This window comes from Streptomyces sp. NPDC057287 (genome assembly GCF_042667905.1).
Classification (GTDB): domain Bacteria; phylum Actinomycetota; class Actinomycetes; order Streptomycetales; family Streptomycetaceae; genus Streptomyces.
In genome coordinates this window covers 685,385-700,350 of record NZ_JBHUYV010000001.1, presented here as the reverse complement: position 1 = coordinate 700,350, position 14,966 = coordinate 685,385, and the positions used below count along the sequence as shown (strand labels likewise).

Annotated in this window: 12 protein-coding genes; 10 read left to right on the top strand and 2 right to left on the bottom strand. The window is 71.8% G+C overall.

Annotation, left to right across the window (positions count from 1 at the left end; genetic code table 11):
• Positions 1-50 precede the first annotated feature (50 nt).
• A complete protein-coding gene (locus tag ACFUNE_RS03080; RefSeq protein ID WP_383561565.1) occupies positions 51-1,247 on the bottom strand; it encodes an MFS transporter in 1,197 nt (398 codons plus the stop codon).
• A gap of 82 nt (positions 1,248-1,329) precedes the next feature.
• On the opposite strand from ACFUNE_RS03080, the gene ACFUNE_RS03075 reads away from it, so the two are divergent.
• Positions 1,330-2,301 (top strand): LysR family transcriptional regulator, encoded by a 972-nt coding sequence (locus tag ACFUNE_RS03075; RefSeq protein ID WP_383561563.1) that lies wholly within the window; start codon positions 1,330-1,332, stop codon positions 2,299-2,301.
• 251 nt (positions 2,302-2,552) lie between these two features.
• Here the strand turns inward: ACFUNE_RS03075 and ACFUNE_RS03070 are convergent, their stop codons facing one another.
• Positions 2,553-3,194, bottom strand: a complete 642-nt coding sequence (locus ACFUNE_RS03070) for a hypothetical protein (protein WP_383561561.1) — start codon at positions 3,192-3,194, stop codon at positions 2,553-2,555.
• On the opposite strand from ACFUNE_RS03070, the gene ACFUNE_RS03065 reads away from it, so the two are divergent.
• The 9 genes from ACFUNE_RS03065 (at position 3,193) to ACFUNE_RS03025 (ending at position 14,865) form a co-directional block, all read left to right on the top strand.
• Positions 3,193-5,316: a glycosyltransferase gene (locus ACFUNE_RS03065; protein WP_383561559.1), complete on the top strand. Its 2,124-nt coding sequence runs from the start codon at positions 3,193-3,195 to the stop codon at positions 5,314-5,316. The genes ACFUNE_RS03070 and ACFUNE_RS03065 overlap by 2 nt on opposite strands.
• Positions 5,313-6,731 carry an acyltransferase gene (locus tag ACFUNE_RS03060; protein ID WP_383561557.1) on the top strand — a complete coding sequence of 473 codons (1,419 nt, stop codon included), beginning with the start codon at positions 5,313-5,315 and terminating at the stop codon, positions 6,729-6,731. Before ACFUNE_RS03065 ends, ACFUNE_RS03060 begins: the two co-directional genes overlap by 4 nt.
• Positions 6,732-6,882: 151 nt before the next feature.
• Positions 6,883-8,214 carry a nitrate/nitrite transporter gene (locus ACFUNE_RS03055; RefSeq protein WP_383561555.1) on the top strand — a complete coding sequence of 444 codons (1,332 nt, stop codon included), beginning with the start codon at positions 6,883-6,885 and terminating at the stop codon, positions 8,212-8,214.
• Between the two features lie 130 nt (positions 8,215-8,344).
• Complete coding sequence (locus tag ACFUNE_RS03050; protein WP_383561553.1) at positions 8,345-9,490, top strand: uroporphyrinogen-III synthase; 1,146 nt, start codon at positions 8,345-8,347, stop codon at positions 9,488-9,490.
• Between the two features lie 20 nt (positions 9,491-9,510).
• Complete coding sequence (locus ACFUNE_RS03045) at positions 9,511-10,074, top strand: GNAT family N-acetyltransferase (RefSeq protein WP_383561551.1); 564 nt, start codon at positions 9,511-9,513, stop codon at positions 10,072-10,074.
• Between the two features lie 143 nt (positions 10,075-10,217).
• Positions 10,218-10,808 carry a CGNR zinc finger domain-containing protein gene (locus tag ACFUNE_RS03040; protein WP_383561549.1) on the top strand — a complete coding sequence of 197 codons (591 nt, stop codon included), beginning with the start codon at positions 10,218-10,220 and terminating at the stop codon, positions 10,806-10,808.
• A 146-nt stretch (positions 10,809-10,954) separates the two neighbouring features.
• A complete protein-coding gene (locus tag ACFUNE_RS03035) occupies positions 10,955-11,542 on the top strand; it encodes a sigma-70 family RNA polymerase sigma factor (RefSeq protein WP_383561548.1) in 588 nt (195 codons plus the stop codon).
• On the top strand, positions 11,539-12,411 hold the full coding sequence (locus tag ACFUNE_RS03030) for an anti-sigma factor family protein (RefSeq protein ID WP_383561546.1): 873 nt from the start codon (positions 11,539-11,541) through the stop codon (positions 12,409-12,411). The genes ACFUNE_RS03035 and ACFUNE_RS03030 overlap by 4 nt, the downstream gene beginning before the upstream one ends.
• Positions 12,412-12,495: 84 nt before the next feature.
• Positions 12,496-14,865 carry a HelD family protein gene (locus tag ACFUNE_RS03025; protein ID WP_383561544.1) on the top strand — a complete coding sequence of 790 codons (2,370 nt, stop codon included), beginning with the start codon at positions 12,496-12,498 and terminating at the stop codon, positions 14,863-14,865.
• The last annotated feature ends 101 nt before the right edge of the window (positions 14,866-14,966 follow it).

Below are 14,966 nucleotides of genomic sequence, written 5' to 3'. Positions count from 1 at the left end.
GGACCCCGCTGCCAACGGCAGCGGGGTCCTCGTTTTTGTATCCCGTGCACTCAGGCCCTGCGCGTCCCGGCCGCCGCGACGGCCAAGGCGAGGGCCGCCGCGTACATCGGCACGGCGTAACCGGCCACCGTCCCGGAGTGCTCCACCGTCCAGCCGCCCACCGCCGAACCCGCCGCTATGCCGCCCAGCAGCGCGGTGACGGCGAGGGTCATGCCCTCGTTGAGCTGCGCCTGCGGGGTCAGCCGCTGGATCAGGGTCATCCCGGTGACCATGGTCGGAGCGGTGGCCGCCCCCGCCAGCAGCAGGCAGCCCGCCAGGACGGGCAGGGAGCCGGTCGTGGCCGCGGCGATCAGGGGGAGCGACATCAGCGCGGTCATTCCGGTCAGGCAGAGCAGCAGCCTGCGCCCGACGTCCGGGGCGGGGCGCAGCGACCCGTACAGGAGCCCGGCCACACAGGATCCGCCGGCCTGGAGCGCGAGGATCGCGCCTCCCGCGTGGGCGATGGACACGACTTCCATGGCACCGAAGACCGCGCCGGTCGCGAGGAAGGCGGCGAGCAGGCCGGGGATGCCGGGGGTGCGCAGTGGTGAGGCCGCCCGTGTGCGGGGTGCCACCGGCGGTTCGGTCGCGCGCTGTGCGGCGAAGACCAGCACCCCGGTCATCAGCAGGATCGCGCCGGTGAGCGTCCCGGCTTCGGGGAAGAGCGCACCGCAGAGGGAGGCGGCGAGCACCGGGCCGAGCATGAAGCACAGCTCGTCGGCGGCCTGTTCGAAGGAGTTCGCGGTGTGCAGGGTCGCCGGGTCGCCCCGGTGGAGGTGGGCCCAGCGGGCCCGCGACATGCCGCCGGTGTTCGGGGTGGTGGCCGTCGCGGCGTAGGAGGCGAAGAGCGTCCAGACCGGTGCGTCGTAGTGCACGCAGAGCACCAGGGCCAGCGAGCCGAGGGCCGCCACCGCGGTGGCTGGTACCGCGATCCTGGCCTGGCCGTACCGGTCGACGAGGCGTGCCGTCCAGGGGGCGACCACGGCGGTCGCGGCCAGTCCGGTCGCGGTGACCGCACCGGCCAGGGCGTACGAACCGTGGGCCCCGGCGATCATGATGACGGCGCTGACGCTGAACATCCCCATGGGCAGCCTGGCGAGCAGATTTCCCGCGGTGAACGCGCGTGCGCCGGGGGTGGCGAGCAGCCGGAGGTACGGATTGGACGGGGCGGCCCGAGGGCGGGCCGGTGCGGCGGTTTCGTGGGACACGCGTTCACCCTCGGGCCTGCCCTCCACGGCGTCCAACACCTGATCGGAGCACATTCACGCACTTTTGTTGTAAGTTGGGGGCGTGACCGTCCCCGACATCGACCCCCGGCTCCTCCGTGCGTTCGTCGCCGTGGCCGAGGAGCTGCACTTCACCCGTGCCGCCGCCCGGCTCTACGTCGCGCAGCAGGCCCTGAGCCGGGACATCCGGCGGCTGGAGCGCGAGCTGGGAAGCGGTCTCTTCGTCCGCACCACGCGGCAGGTGTCGCTCACCGCGGACGGGGAGCGACTGCTGCCGCACGCCCGCCGGGTGCTGGACGCGCACGCCGCGCTGTCCGCCGCCTTCGCGGACCCGGCGGACAGCCCGCTGCTCGTCGACCTCAACACCGACGGGATGACCGCGGCCCGGGTGCTCGCCCGCGCGCGAGAGCTCGCGCCGGAGTGCGAGCTGATGGCGCGCTTCGAGAGCGGACTGGCCTGGGCGGCGGGCGAGGTGCTCGCGGGGCGGCTCGGTGTCTCCTTCGGGCGTGCCGCCGGCCTCGATCCCGCTCTGCTCGCCCAGCTCTCCGTACAGCCGGTGCGGTACGAGCCGATGGCCGTGCTCCTGCCGGACGATCACCCTCTGGCCGGATGCGAGACGGTCGCCATGAGTGATCTGACCGGCGAGACCGTCTACGCCGGTGCGGGCAATGCGCGTACATCCGAGTGGACGGATCTCGCGACCGTGCTTTTCGCGGAATGGGACATCGTCCTGGCGCCACCTGCCCCGCTCGCCGTCGGAGTGGCCGAATTCCAGCGGGTCATGGCGAAGACTGGCAACCCCGTTCTGGCCGTCGCCGGCTTTCCGCCGCTGCCGGGGACGGTGTTGCGCCCTCTCGTGCGGCCGGTGCCGCTCTCCCCTCTGCTGATGGTGTGGCGGAAGGGGTTCGAGCACCCCGGGCTGGCCGCTCTGTCTGCTGCCATCAGGGAATTTGCCGGGGCAGAGGGATGGATGGTGCGGCCACCGGCCTCGTGGTTGCCTGAAGCCGATGCGTCACTCATGCGTCACCATTCATGAACAACAAGTGATTACGCCCCCTTGCCCTCGTCGGCGTGCGCTACATTCGCTGCTTCGGGTGCACGGTGGCAGGTGACGCGCGGACGGGGTGGGGGCTCTGGTCCGATGGCAAGATTCCAGTCATTTCCCGCGCACCTGCTTCATTGAGTGGGGGAAGTGCAAACACCTGTGGAAAATTGGCGCGAAGGTACCCGAACCGGGCACACGCATGAGCCGAACGACGTCACCGTCCCGCTGGACGGGCTGGGTCGTCAGATCTCCGAATTACCTGTTGAAGCCAGTCCTCCGGACCCGTCCGACGGGCCGGTGTTCGTCGACGAGAGCGGCCGCCGGAGCAAGACGTACCGGCGTGTGGGCTGGGTGCTCGCCACGATCTGTGCCGTGTACGCGGTGACGCTCGTGGTCGCGGTGCTCGGCGGGAACTCCGCCGCTCCCTGGCTGCCGCTCTCCGGGCAGGACGAGAAGCGCGCGGAAGAGGTCGAGGTGCGGCCCGCCCCTGGCGGCGAGGTCGTGTCCGCGGGCCCCGGTGCCACACCGAGCGCCTCCGCCCCGGTCCCCGGCGCCGCCTCGGCGACGCCGTCGCGCGGTGCGTCCGAGTCCGTCCCGTCCGCACGCGGCGCCAGTGCCTCGGCCTCCGCGTCCGTCAGGCCGCCCCGGGAGAAGGCGTCTTCGGCGCCTGCCGCCCCGGGCCGTTCGGCCACCACGACGCCGTCCGGTGAGCCGTCGGCGTCCGCCAGCCCCGAGCCGCCCGCCGAAGAGAGCCCGCCGGTGACCCCGGAGCCCTCGGAATCACCTGTGCAACCACAAGAAGGCGCCCAGTAGATGACACCCCCCGTTTCGCGGGGCAGGCACAACCGGAAGAAGAAGCGGACCGTCCGGCGCAGGCTTCCCATGCGCTATCTGCTTCCGTCGCTCCTTCTTGTGGCCCTGCTCGCCATGCTCATGTTGCGCGGATACGTGCACAGCGAGATCCTCGCCGACCACCGCATCCAGGCTCCGGCCGCCACCACCCAGGTGCCCGAAGACGTTCTCGACGGCGGTCCGGTCATCGACGCCCGCAAGGCGGGCGAGGCCGCCAAGACGCTCCGGTTACCCGATCACACTATCGTACTTACTTTCGATGACGGCCCCGACCCCGTCTGGACCCCACGCGTCCTGGACGAGCTCAGGAAGCACCATGCGCACGCCGTCTTCTTCGTCACCGGCACCATGGCGTCCCGCTACCCGGACCTCGTGAAGCGCATGGTCGATGAAGGGCACGAGGTGGGGCTGCACACCTTCAACCACCCCGATCTCTCCCTCCAGTCCACCAGCCGCATCGACTGGGAGCTCTCCCAGAACCAGCTGGTGCTCGCGGGCGCGGCCGGCATCCGCACGTCCCTGTTCCGGCCCCCCTACTCCTCGTTCTCCGACGCCATGGACAACACGTCCTGGCCGGTCACCCGGTACATCGGCAGCCGCGGCTACCTCACCGTCGTGAACAACACCGACAGTGAGGACTGGAAGCGCCCCGGCGTGCCCGCGATCATCGAGCGTGCCACGCCCGTGCGCGGCAAGGGCGCCGTCATCCTGATGCACGACTCCGGCGGTGACCGGTCCCAGACCGTGTCCGCGCTGGGGAAGTTCCTGCCGCAGATGCAGGAGCGGGGCTACGCGTTCACCAACCTGACCTCGGCGCTCGGCGCTCCCAGCGCGCACACCCCGGTCACCGGCTCGGCACTCTGGAAGGGCAGGGCGTTCATAGCGGCGGTGGAGATCTCCGAGAGCGTCACCGGCGTCCTGGTGGTCGGCCTCGCGGTCATCGGCGTCCTGGTGATGGTCCGCTTCGGGCTGATGCTGCTGCTCTCCTTCCTGCACGCCAGGAAGGTGCGCCGCAGGAACTTCAGCTGGGGCGAGCCCTTCACCCGCCCGGTGTCGGTCCTCGTACCCGCGTACAACGAGCGCGAGTGCATCGAGGCCACCGTGCGCTCACTGGTGGCCAGCGACTACCCGATCGAGGTCGTCGTCATCGACGACGGTTCGACGGACGGCACGGCCGACCTCGTCGAGGCGATGTGGATCCCGAACGTCCGGGTCGTGCGCCAGCGCAACGCGGGCAAGCCCGCCGCTCTCAACAACGGCATCGCGCACGCCCGTTACGACATCGTCGTGATGATGGACGGCGACACGGTCTTCGAACCGTCCACCGTGCGCGAGCTCGTCCAGCCGTTCGCCGACCGCCGGGTCGGGGCGGTCGCGGGCAACGCCAAGGTCGGCAACCGCGACTCGCTGATCGGCGCCTGGCAGCACATCGAGTACGTGATGGGCTTCAACCTGGACCGCCGGATGTACGACCTCCTGGGCTGCATGCCCACCATCCCGGGCGCGGTCGGCGCCTTCCGCCGGGACGCCCTGGACCGGATCGGCGGCATGAGTGAGGACACCCTCGCCGAGGACACCGACGTCACCATGGCGCTGCACCGCGACGGCTGGCGCGTCGTCTACGCGGAGAACGCCCGGGCCTGGACCGAGGCGCCCGAGTCCGTGCAGCAGCTGTGGTCGCAGCGCTACCGGTGGTCGTACGGCACCATGCAGGCCATCTGGAAGCACCGCCGCGCGGTCGTCGAGCGGGGGCCCTCGGGCCGCTTCGGACGGGTGGGGCTGCCGTTCGTCTCCCTGTTCATGGTCGTCGCCCCGCTGCTCGCGCCCCTCATCGACGTCTTCCTGCTGTACGGACTGGTCTTCGGTCCGACGGGGAAGACGGTCGCGGCCTGGTTCGGCGTCCTGCTGGTGCAGGCCGTCTGCGCTGCGTACGCCTTCCGGCTCGACCGGGAGCGCATGACCCATCTGATCTCCCTGCCGCTCCAGCAGATCCTCTACCGGCAGCTGATGTACGTCGTGCTGCTCCAGTCCTGGATCACCGCTCTCACCGGCGGCCGGCTGCGCTGGCAGAAGCTGCGGCGCACGGGCGTGGTGGAGGCACCGGGCGGCACACAGAACCGCCGCAAGGACACGGACCGGAGGCCGGTGGCATGACGTATCCCGACCGGCCGCGTCAGGACGGCGCCCGGTACGACGACGGCGCCCGATACGACGACGGCGCCCGGCCGTCCTCCGACACCGCCTGGACACCGTCGCGGCGGCAGAGCGGCGCCGCCCACCCGGCGCACGCCGGCGCAGTGCACGACGCTCCGTATTCGCCCGCCTCCACGGTCGACGCCCCGGCCGGGCACCAGGCGCCCGCCCTCACCGTGCCCGCCCCGGCGGTCCGCCAGGAGCGGGTCCTCGCAGCCCCGGACACAGCCGCCGATGGCCCCACGCCCCGTGCGAAGCCCGGCCGCGACCGCTACCTGGACCTGCTCAGGGCCGTCGCCCTCGTCCGCGTCGTCGTCTTCCACCTCTTCGGCTGGGCCTGGCTGACCATCCTCTTCCCGTCCATGGGCGTCATGTTCGCCCTGGCCGGGTCGCTGATGGCGCGCTCGCTGTCCCGGCCGGCCGCGAGTGTCATCCGCGGCCGGCTGCGCAGGCTGCTCCCGCCGATGTGGGCGTTCTCGCTCGTGGTCGTGCCGGTGATGTTCGCGCTGAGCTGGAAGCCCGTCCGGGAGGAGGGGCTGTGGTGGTTCATCAGGCTCGGCAGCTACGTCCTCCCGCTCGGCTCCCCTCCGTACCCCGAGGAGAGCGGCTCCGCCGGAGGCTGGCTGGAGCTCAGCTGGGCGGACCAGGCGGCGGGGCCGCTCTGGTACATCCGGGCCTACCTCTGGTTCGTGCTCGCCTCGCCCCTGCTGCTCAAGGCGTTCCGCAAGCTGCCGTGGGTCACACTGCTCGCCCCGGTCGCGCTCACCGCCGTGATCGGCACCGGCCTCGTGACGGTGCCCGGCACCTTCGGCGAGGGGCTGGTCGACTTCGCGGTGTTCGGCTCCTGCTGGGTCCTGGGTTTCGCGCACAACGACGGACTGCTGAAGCGGGTCCCGCGCTATCTGGCCGTCTCGTCGGCCGCGATCGTCATGGGCTTCGGCCTGTGGTGGGCGTCCGGCCACCTGACCGAGGAGGGCTGGAACCTGGACGAGATCCCGCTCGCCCAGGCCACCTGGTCGCTCGGCTTCTGCGCGATCCTGCTGGTGTACGCACCGTCCTGGCAGAAGCTCCCCGGCCGGCTCACCAGGTGGGACAGCCTGGTCACGCTGGCCAACAACAGGGCCGTGACGATCTATCTGTGGCACAACCTGCTGCTGATGGCGGCCGCGCACCTGGTGGACGAACTCTGGTCCGTTCCATGGTTCGGCGACACGTTCGGTACGTATGTAGAGCAGTCGTACGAGTTCTTGGTCCTCGTGGTGATCTGGCCGCTGACAGGGCTCGCCATCCTGGCCTTCGGCTGGGTCGAGGACGTCGCCGCCAAGCGCCGGCCACGCCTCTGGCCCGACGGGGCGGGCAGCAAGCGCCGGGCCTGAGGGGGGCCGGGGGTGCGGCGGGCCCTGCTCACCGCGCCCCCGGTGACCGAGTGAGAGCAAGGTTGCGCACCGGTCACCTCACGGCACCCCACCGAAACGCGGACTCCCTAGCGTCGGCAGGACAACACCCCGACCCCTGTGGAGGCGCGTGATGGCCGGTCGTTGGATCGAGCAGTGGGAGCCGGAGGACGAGACCTTCTGGCAGGAGAAGGGCGAGAAGGTCGCCCGCAGGAACCTGTGGTTCTCCGTGCTCTCCGAGCACATCGGGTTCTCGATCTGGTCCCTGTGGTCCGTCATGGTCCTGTTCATGGGGCCCGAGTACGGCGTCGACCCGGCCGGGAAGTTCTTCCTGATCTCCACGGCCACCCTGGTCGGCGCCGTCGTCCGGGTGCCCTACACCTTCGCGGTGGCACTGTTCGGCGGGCGCAACTGGACCATCTTCAGCGCCCTGTCGCTCCTGGTGCCGACCAGCGCCGCCTTCTGGGTGATGGAGCCCGGCACCTCGTACACGACGTTCATCGTCGTCGCCGCGCTCACCGGCATCGGAGGCGGAAACTTCGCCTCGTCGATGACGAACATCAACGCCTTCTTCCCGCTGCGCAAGAAGGGCTGGGCGCTCGGGCTCAACGCCGGCGGCGGCAACATCGGCGTCCCCGTCGTCCAGCTCGTCGGCCTCCTGGTGATCGGCACGGCCGGCGCCGCGAACCCGCGGATCGTGCTCGGCGTGTACATCCCGCTGATCGTCGTGGCCGCGCTCGGCGCCGCCCTCCGCATGGACAACCTCCGGCCCGTCCAGAACGACACGGGCGCCGCGCTCCAGGCCGTACGGGAGCCGCACACCTGGATCATGTCGGTGCTCTACATCGGCACCTTCGGCTCGTTCATCGGCTACAGCTTCGCCTTCGGACTCGTCCTGCAGACGCAGTTCGGCCGGACCCCGCTGCAGGCCGCCTCGCTCACCTTCATCGGCCCGCTGCTCGGCTCCCTGATCAGGCCCGTCGGCGGCTGGCTGGCCGACCGCCACGGCGGCGCGCGGATCACCCTGTGGAACTTCGCGGGCATGGCGGCGGCGACCGGTGTCGTCGTCTACGCCTCCGGCATCGAGTCGCTGGCGGTGTTCCTCATCGGCTTCATCGCCCTGTTCGTGCTGACGGGCCTGGGCAACGGGTCCACCTTCAAGATGATCCCCGGCATCTTCCACGCCCAGGGGATCGCCAGGGGGCTGGACGGCGAGGCGGCCGCGGCCTACGGGCGACGGCTCTCCGGCGCGGCCATGGGACTCATCGGGGCGGTCGGGGCGCTGGGCGGCCTCGCGATCAACCTGGCGTTCCGTCAGTCCTTCGCGACCTCGGGCGCCGGCACGGCCGCCTTCTGGTGCTTCCTCGGCTTCTACGCCGTCTGCTTCACCCTCACGTGGGCGGTATACCTTCGCCGTACCGAAGCGGTGGCCGCGAAGCCCCAGCTCAGCTACGCCGAGGTGTGAGGATGGCCACAGCGCGTCGCAGGACGTAACGGGCGGGAAATACAGGTGAACCGAGACTGTCACGCAGGGTTGACAGTCTCGGTCCTCCGCATCATCGAGCAACAGCGGGACGAGAGCCGGGTATCACGCCATGCACGACGACGACGCACAGCACGGGCCCCTGGCGGGCTTCACGGTCGGGGTGACCGCAGCCCGTCGCGCGGAGGAGCTCGGGACGCTCCTCACGCGCAGGGGCGCCGCGGTCATGCACGCGCCCGCCCTGCGGATCGTGCCGCTCGCGGACGACAGCGAACTCCTGGCCGCCACCAAGCAGCTGATCGACAACGCCCCCGACGTGGTGATCGCCACGACCGCCATCGGCTTCAGGGGCTGGGTGGAGGCCGCCGACGGCTGGGGCATCGGTGACCGGCTCCTCGAACTGCTCCGCGGCATAGAGCTGCTCGCCCGTGGCCCCAAGGTCAAGGGCGCCATCCGCGCGGCCGGGCTCACCGAGGAGTGGTCGCCCCAGTCCGAGTCGATGGCCGAAGTCCTGGACCGGCTGCTGGACGAGGGCGTGTCGGGCCGCCGGATCGCCCTCCAGCTGCACGGCGAACCGCTGCCCGGCTTCGTCGAGTCGCTCCGGGCGGCGGGCGCCGAAGTCGTCGGCGTGCCCGTGTACCGGTGGATGCCCCCGGAGGACATCGCCCCGCTCGACCGCATGCTCGACGTCACGGTCGCCCGCGGTCTGGACGCCCTCACCTTCACCAGTGCTCCGGCCGCCGCCTCCTACCTGAACCGGGCGGAGGCCCGCGGCATCCTCCCGGAGGTGCTGTCGGCCCTGAGCCACGACGTCGTCACCGCCTGCGTGGGACCGGTCACCGCGCTGCCCCTGCAGGCCAAGGGCATCGACACCGTCCAGCCGGAGCGCTTCCGGCTGGGCCCGCTCGTCCAGGTGCTCTGCGCCCAGCTGCCCGCCCGCGCCCGGGCGCTGCCCGTCGCCGGCCACCTGGTCGAGATCCGCGGCCACGCCGTACTGGTGGACGGCGCCCTGCGCCCGGTGCCTCCGGCGGGCATGGCCCTGCTGCACACGCTGGCCCGCAGGCCGGGCTGGGTGGTCTCCCGCGCCGATCTGCTGCGGGCGCTTCCCGGCAGCGGTACCGACGAGCACGCCGTCGAGACGGCGATGGCCCGGCTGCGTACGGCACTCGGGGTGCCGCGGCTGATCCAGACGGTCGTCAAGCGCGGCTACCGGCTGGCGCTGGACCCCTCGGCGGACACCAAGTACGACGGTTCCTGAGCTGCCGCTACGGTGCGGGGATGATCAATGACATGCACGCCGTGGCCGAAGGGGTCCGGCTGCGGCCGGCGACCCTCGACGACGCCGCTTCCTTCGCCGTGACCATGACCCGCAGCCGCGCGTACATGCGGCACTGGGAGCCCGTGCGGCCCGAGGCCTTCTACACCCCCGAGGGCCAGGCCCTACGGCTGACCGGGCTGCTGGCCGACCGGGACGCGGGGCGTGCGATGCCCTGGGTGCTGGCCGACGAGGAGGACCGGGTGGTGGGGGCGGTGACCCTCGCCTCCATCGAACGCGGGCCGTTCCGCAACGCCCGGCTCGGCTACTGGATCGACGTGGACCTGGCGGGCCGGGGGCTGGCCACGGCCGCCGTCACCCGGGTCTGTGAGCTGGCACGGGACGGGCTCGGCCTGCACCGGATCGCCGCCGGGACGGTCCTGGACAACGTCGCCTCGCAGCGCGTCCTGGCCAAGTGCGGGTTCGAGCGGTACGGCACGGCGCCGCGCTACCTCCACATCGACGGCGCGTGGCAGGACCACCACATGTTCCAGCGGATCCTGCACGACGGCCCTCCACAGGGCTGACCGGCACCCCTCCGGGCCGACCGGCAGCCGAACCCGCTCATGCGGAACCGGTACGGCGGCGGGAGGGGTTCCGGGCCGGGCCGGATGCGGGCACTCTGGGAGGCGGCTTCCCCCTGGGCGACCCCTGAGGCGGTGACGGGCTCATGACGGCGGGCACGGGCGTGTACGGCCGGCGGTTCGACTCCGGTCGCATCTGCCTGGACCTGGTGGCGACGGGGGCGGAGACCTCCGGCACGTGCGAACAGCTCGACTCCCCCGCACGTCTCGCCGACTGGCTGCTGGCCTCGCGGCTGGTCCCGCGCGGGACGCCGCTGACAGCCGTGGACGACACGTGGGTGGCGCGCTTCCTTCAGCTGCGCACGGGCATCGGCCGGCTGATGTCGGCTCAACTGGGCGGCGCCGGCGCCGACAACGCCCTGGAACGGGTCAACGAGCTCGCGGCGGGCGCCCCGCCCGGCCTGCGGGCCGTGCGGGGGCAGGGAGGCGTGCTCGTACGGGCCCTGAGCGCCGACCCGGAGTGCGGGGCGCTGCTCGCCGCGGTGGCCCGGGACGCGGTGGACCTGCTGACGGACCCGGTCGCACGGACAGGGCTGCGCCGGTGCGAGGGGGACGCCTGCCGGCGGCTCTACCTGGACACCTCGCGGGGGCGACGGCGCCGCTGGTGCTCCAGCGAGGTCTGCGGCAACAGGGAACGGGTGGCACGGCACCGGCGCCGTGTGAAGGCCGTGCAGTGACCCGCCCGGGCCGGGAGTCGATGAACGTCATGAACGGTCCTGAATCCTCACCCGCGAAAGAAAGTTGGGCTCTCGTTGAATGAACCGGTGCCCGCTTCCGTATCGATGGCCACAGAGTTCGACAGGGTCTCGACCGGGAGGTTCGGGTGCGCAAGGATGCGGCCGTGGCCGATGACCGTCCGCACAGGGCTCGACATCGCGGTGCCCCGCCCCGCCCTCCTTCGGACGTTCCCGACGAGGAGCTGATGCGGGCGCTCTACCGTGAGCACGCCGGCCCGCTGCTGGCCTACGTACTGCGGCTCGTCGCGGGTGACCGCCAGCGGGCCGAGGACGTGGTGCAGGAGACGCTCATCCGTGCCTGGAAGAACGCCGGTTCGCTCAACCGGGCCACCGGCTCCGTCCGACCCTGGCTGGTGACGGTCGCCCGGCGCATCGTCATCGACGGTCACCGCAGCCGGCAGGCCCGGCCGCGCGAGGTCGATCCGTCGCCGCTGGAGGTCATCCCCGCGGAGGACGAGATCGACAAGGCGCTGTGGCTGATGACCCTCTCGGACGCCCTCGACGATTTGACCCCGGCCCACCGGGAAGCATTGGTCGAGACCTACTTCAGGGGCCGTACGGTCAATGAGGCCGCAGAGGTGCTCGGCATTCCCAGCGGGACCGTGCGGTCCCGGGTGTTCTACGCACTCCGTTCCATGAAGCTCGCACTCGAAGAGAGGGGGATCACGGCATGAGCGACGGTGATTGGCAGCCGTTCGGGCCCCGGCCGGCCGGTCCCCGCGGACCGTCGGGCCCCCCGGGGCCCTCCGGACCGGACAGTCTCTTCGGCCTCCCCGCCGAGGGCCCCGGACACGACGCCGCGGGCGCCTACGTCCTGGGCATCCTCGACGACGCCGAGGCGAGCGCCTTCGAGGCCCATCTGGCCGGATGCGCCCTGTGCGCCGCTCACCTCGACGAATTCGCCGGCATGGAGCCCATGCTGGCCATGCTCGCGGAGTCCCCGGCCGCCGTCCCCGGCGCGCGCCCCGTCCCGCACGTCCCGGAACGCCCCGCGCCCCGGCTGCTGGACGGTCTGGTCGACGAGGTCGCGCGGAAGCGGTCGCAGCGCCGCAGGCGGACCCGGTTCCTGATCGCGGCCGCGGCGGTCCTCGTGATCGGCGGCCCGGTGGTCGCGGTCACCGCCACGGCCGGCGACGACCCGGGACGGCAGGTCGAGGCGGCCGACCCGCATCCCACGAGCCCCGCCGAGGACGCCTTCTTCCACCACATGCCGGAGAAGGTGCGGGCGACCGATCCCGTCACCCGGGTCGACGCCACGGTCGGCATGGAGCCCAAGGCCTGGGGCACGCACACGGTCCTGGAGCTGAAGAACGTCAAGGGCCCGCAGAAGTGCAGTCTCGTCGCCGTGTCCAGGAGCGGCGAGGAGGAGGTCGTCACCTCCTGGTCCGTGCCGAAGTGGGGGTACGGGATCGAGGGCTCCACCCACGGGAGCGCGGCGCGCCCGCTCTACGTGCACGGCGGCGCGGCGATGGCGCGCGGGGACATCGACCACTTCGAGGTCCGCACCTTCGACGGCGAGAGGCTCGTGGAGATCGACGCGTAAACGCGACCCGGGCGGCAGGTGCGCCGGGGGCCCCCTTTCGCGTACGGTTGACGGCTGCTCGATGCACGTCAGAAGGGGGCCTCGGTGGCCGCGCAGGATGCCGCTGTCGATTCGTTGCGGGACCGGGAAATCGGTGTCGAACAAGAACATCTGGACCGGGTCTACCACCGTCTCGAGGAGAAGATCGACGAGGCGGAATTCCTCATGCAGGACGCCAGTAAACGGGGCCAGGTGGGCACCCCCGGGGCGCTCGCCGAAAGGGACGCCCAGGTCTTCCGGGCCGGGGTCCACCTCAACCGGCTGAACAACGAGTTCGAGGACTTCCTCTTCGGGCGGATCGACCTGCTGCGGGGCAAGGACGGTGAGCGCGGCCCGGACGGCGCCTTCACCTCCGTGGAGGCGGCCGACGACGCGGTGGGGGAGGACAGCACCGCCGAGATCGCGGAGACGCTCCACATCGGCCGCATAGGAGTACTCGACTCCGACTACGCGCCGCTGGTGATCGACTGGCGCGCCCCGGCCGCCGCGCCGTTCTACCGCTCGACACCCAAGGAGCCCGGCAGGGTCGTGCGCCGCAGGGTCATCCGCTCCAAGGGCCGCAAGGTCCTCGGGGTCGAGGACGACCTCATGCGCCCGGAGCTGACCGCCTCCCTGGGCGGCGACAAGCTGCCCGTCATCGGCGACGGTGCCCTGATGGCCGCCCTGGGCCAGGCCCGCAGCCACACCATGCGGGACATCGTCTCGTCGATCCAGGCCGAGCAGGACCTGGTGATCCGCGCTCCCGCCGCCTCCGTCACGGAGGTCTCCGGAGGTCCCGGCACCGGCAAGACGGCGGTGGCCCTGCACAGGGCCGCGTACCTGCTCTACCAGGACCGGCGGCGGTACGCCGGCGGCATCCTCGTCGTCTCGCCGACCCCGCTCCTGGTCGCCTACACCGAAGGGGTCCTGCCCTCGCTGGGCGAGGAGGGCCAGGTCGCGATCCGGGCGGTCGGCTCACTCTCCGACGAGGCCGCGGGGGTGGAGGGAGCGACCACGTACGACGAGCCCGCCGTCGCCCGGATCAAGGGCTCGTCCCGGATGCTCCACGTGCTGCGCAAGGCTTCCCGCGGGGCGCTGGAGCAGTTCGCGCCCAAGCAGGCCCCCCAGGAGGGGCAGCTGGAGTTCGGAGAGGCCCCGGCGGAGGCGGGTACCCCCACCCGGCTGAGGGTGGTGGCCTTCGGCGCCCGCGTCGAACTCGAGGCCGACGAGCTCCGGCGGATCCGGCACAACGTCCTCGGCGGCACGGCGCCCGTCAACATGCTGCGCCCGCGCGCCCGCAAACTGCTCCTGGACGCCCTGTGGAACAAGTCGTCGGGCAGGGGCCGCTACACCGACCCCGAGCTGGTCGCGGAGCTGCGTTCCTCGTTCGACGAGGACGTGTCCACCGAGACCCCGTTCCTCACCTTCCTGAACGCCTGGTGGCCGGAACTCACCCCTCGCCAGGTGCTGGCCGCGCTCTCCGACGAGCGGCGGCTGAACAGATGGGCGCGCCGGATCCTGAACCAGGGGGAGGTGCGCCGCCTCGCCCGGTCGCTGAGACGGCTGGACGGGGACGGCAAGGGGCCGCTCTCCGTCCACGACGTGGCGCTCCTGGACGAGCTGCACACGCTCCTGGGGACCCCGGCGCGTCCGAAGCGGAAGCGGGAGGCCGACCCGCTGGACCAGCTCACGGGGCTGGAGGAGCTGATGCCGCAGCGCGAGGAGACGCAGCGCGAACGGGCCGAGCGGCTGGCGGCGGAGCGTACCGAGTACGCCCACGTCATCGTCGACGAGGCGCAGGACCTGACGCCGATGCAGTGGCGGATGGTCGGCCGCCGGGGCAGGCACGCCACCTGGACGATCGTCGGGGACGCCGCGCAGTCCTCGTGGTCGGACCCGGACGAGGCCGCCGCCGCCCGTGACGAGGCGCTCGGCAACCGGCCGCGGCGCCACTTCACCCTGACCGTGAACTATCGCAACCCGGCGGAGATCGCCGAGCTCGCGGCGAAGGTGCTCGCGCTGGCCATGCCGGGGATGGAGTCCCCGGCCGCGGTCCGCTCGACGGGTGTCGAGCCGCGCTTCGAGACCGTGCGGGACGGGGACCTCGCCTCGACGGTCCGCGAGGAGGCCCGCAGGCTGCTCGCACAAGTGGACGGCACCGTCGGCGTGGTCGTCGCGATGAACCGGCGCACGGAGGCCCGCGCCTGGCTGCAGGAGCTCGGCGAGCGGGTCGTGGCCCTGGGCAGTCTGGAGGCGAAGGGCCTGGAGTACGACGCCACGGTGGTCGTCTCTCCCGCGGAGATCGCCGACGAGTCCCCGGCGGGACTGCGGGTGCTGTACGTGGCACTCACCCGTGCGACGCAGCAGCTCACCGTCGTCTCCGGGGAGCGTGACATGCCGGACGAGGACGGTGTCCCGGACCTTCTGAGGGACTGACAGGGGGCGGCCGGTGCCCGCGCGCGGAGTTCTTTTCCGAGTCAACACGTCGCGCAGGAATCACTTCTCCGGGGTGTTTGTTAGCCTGGTGTCGGCACCGG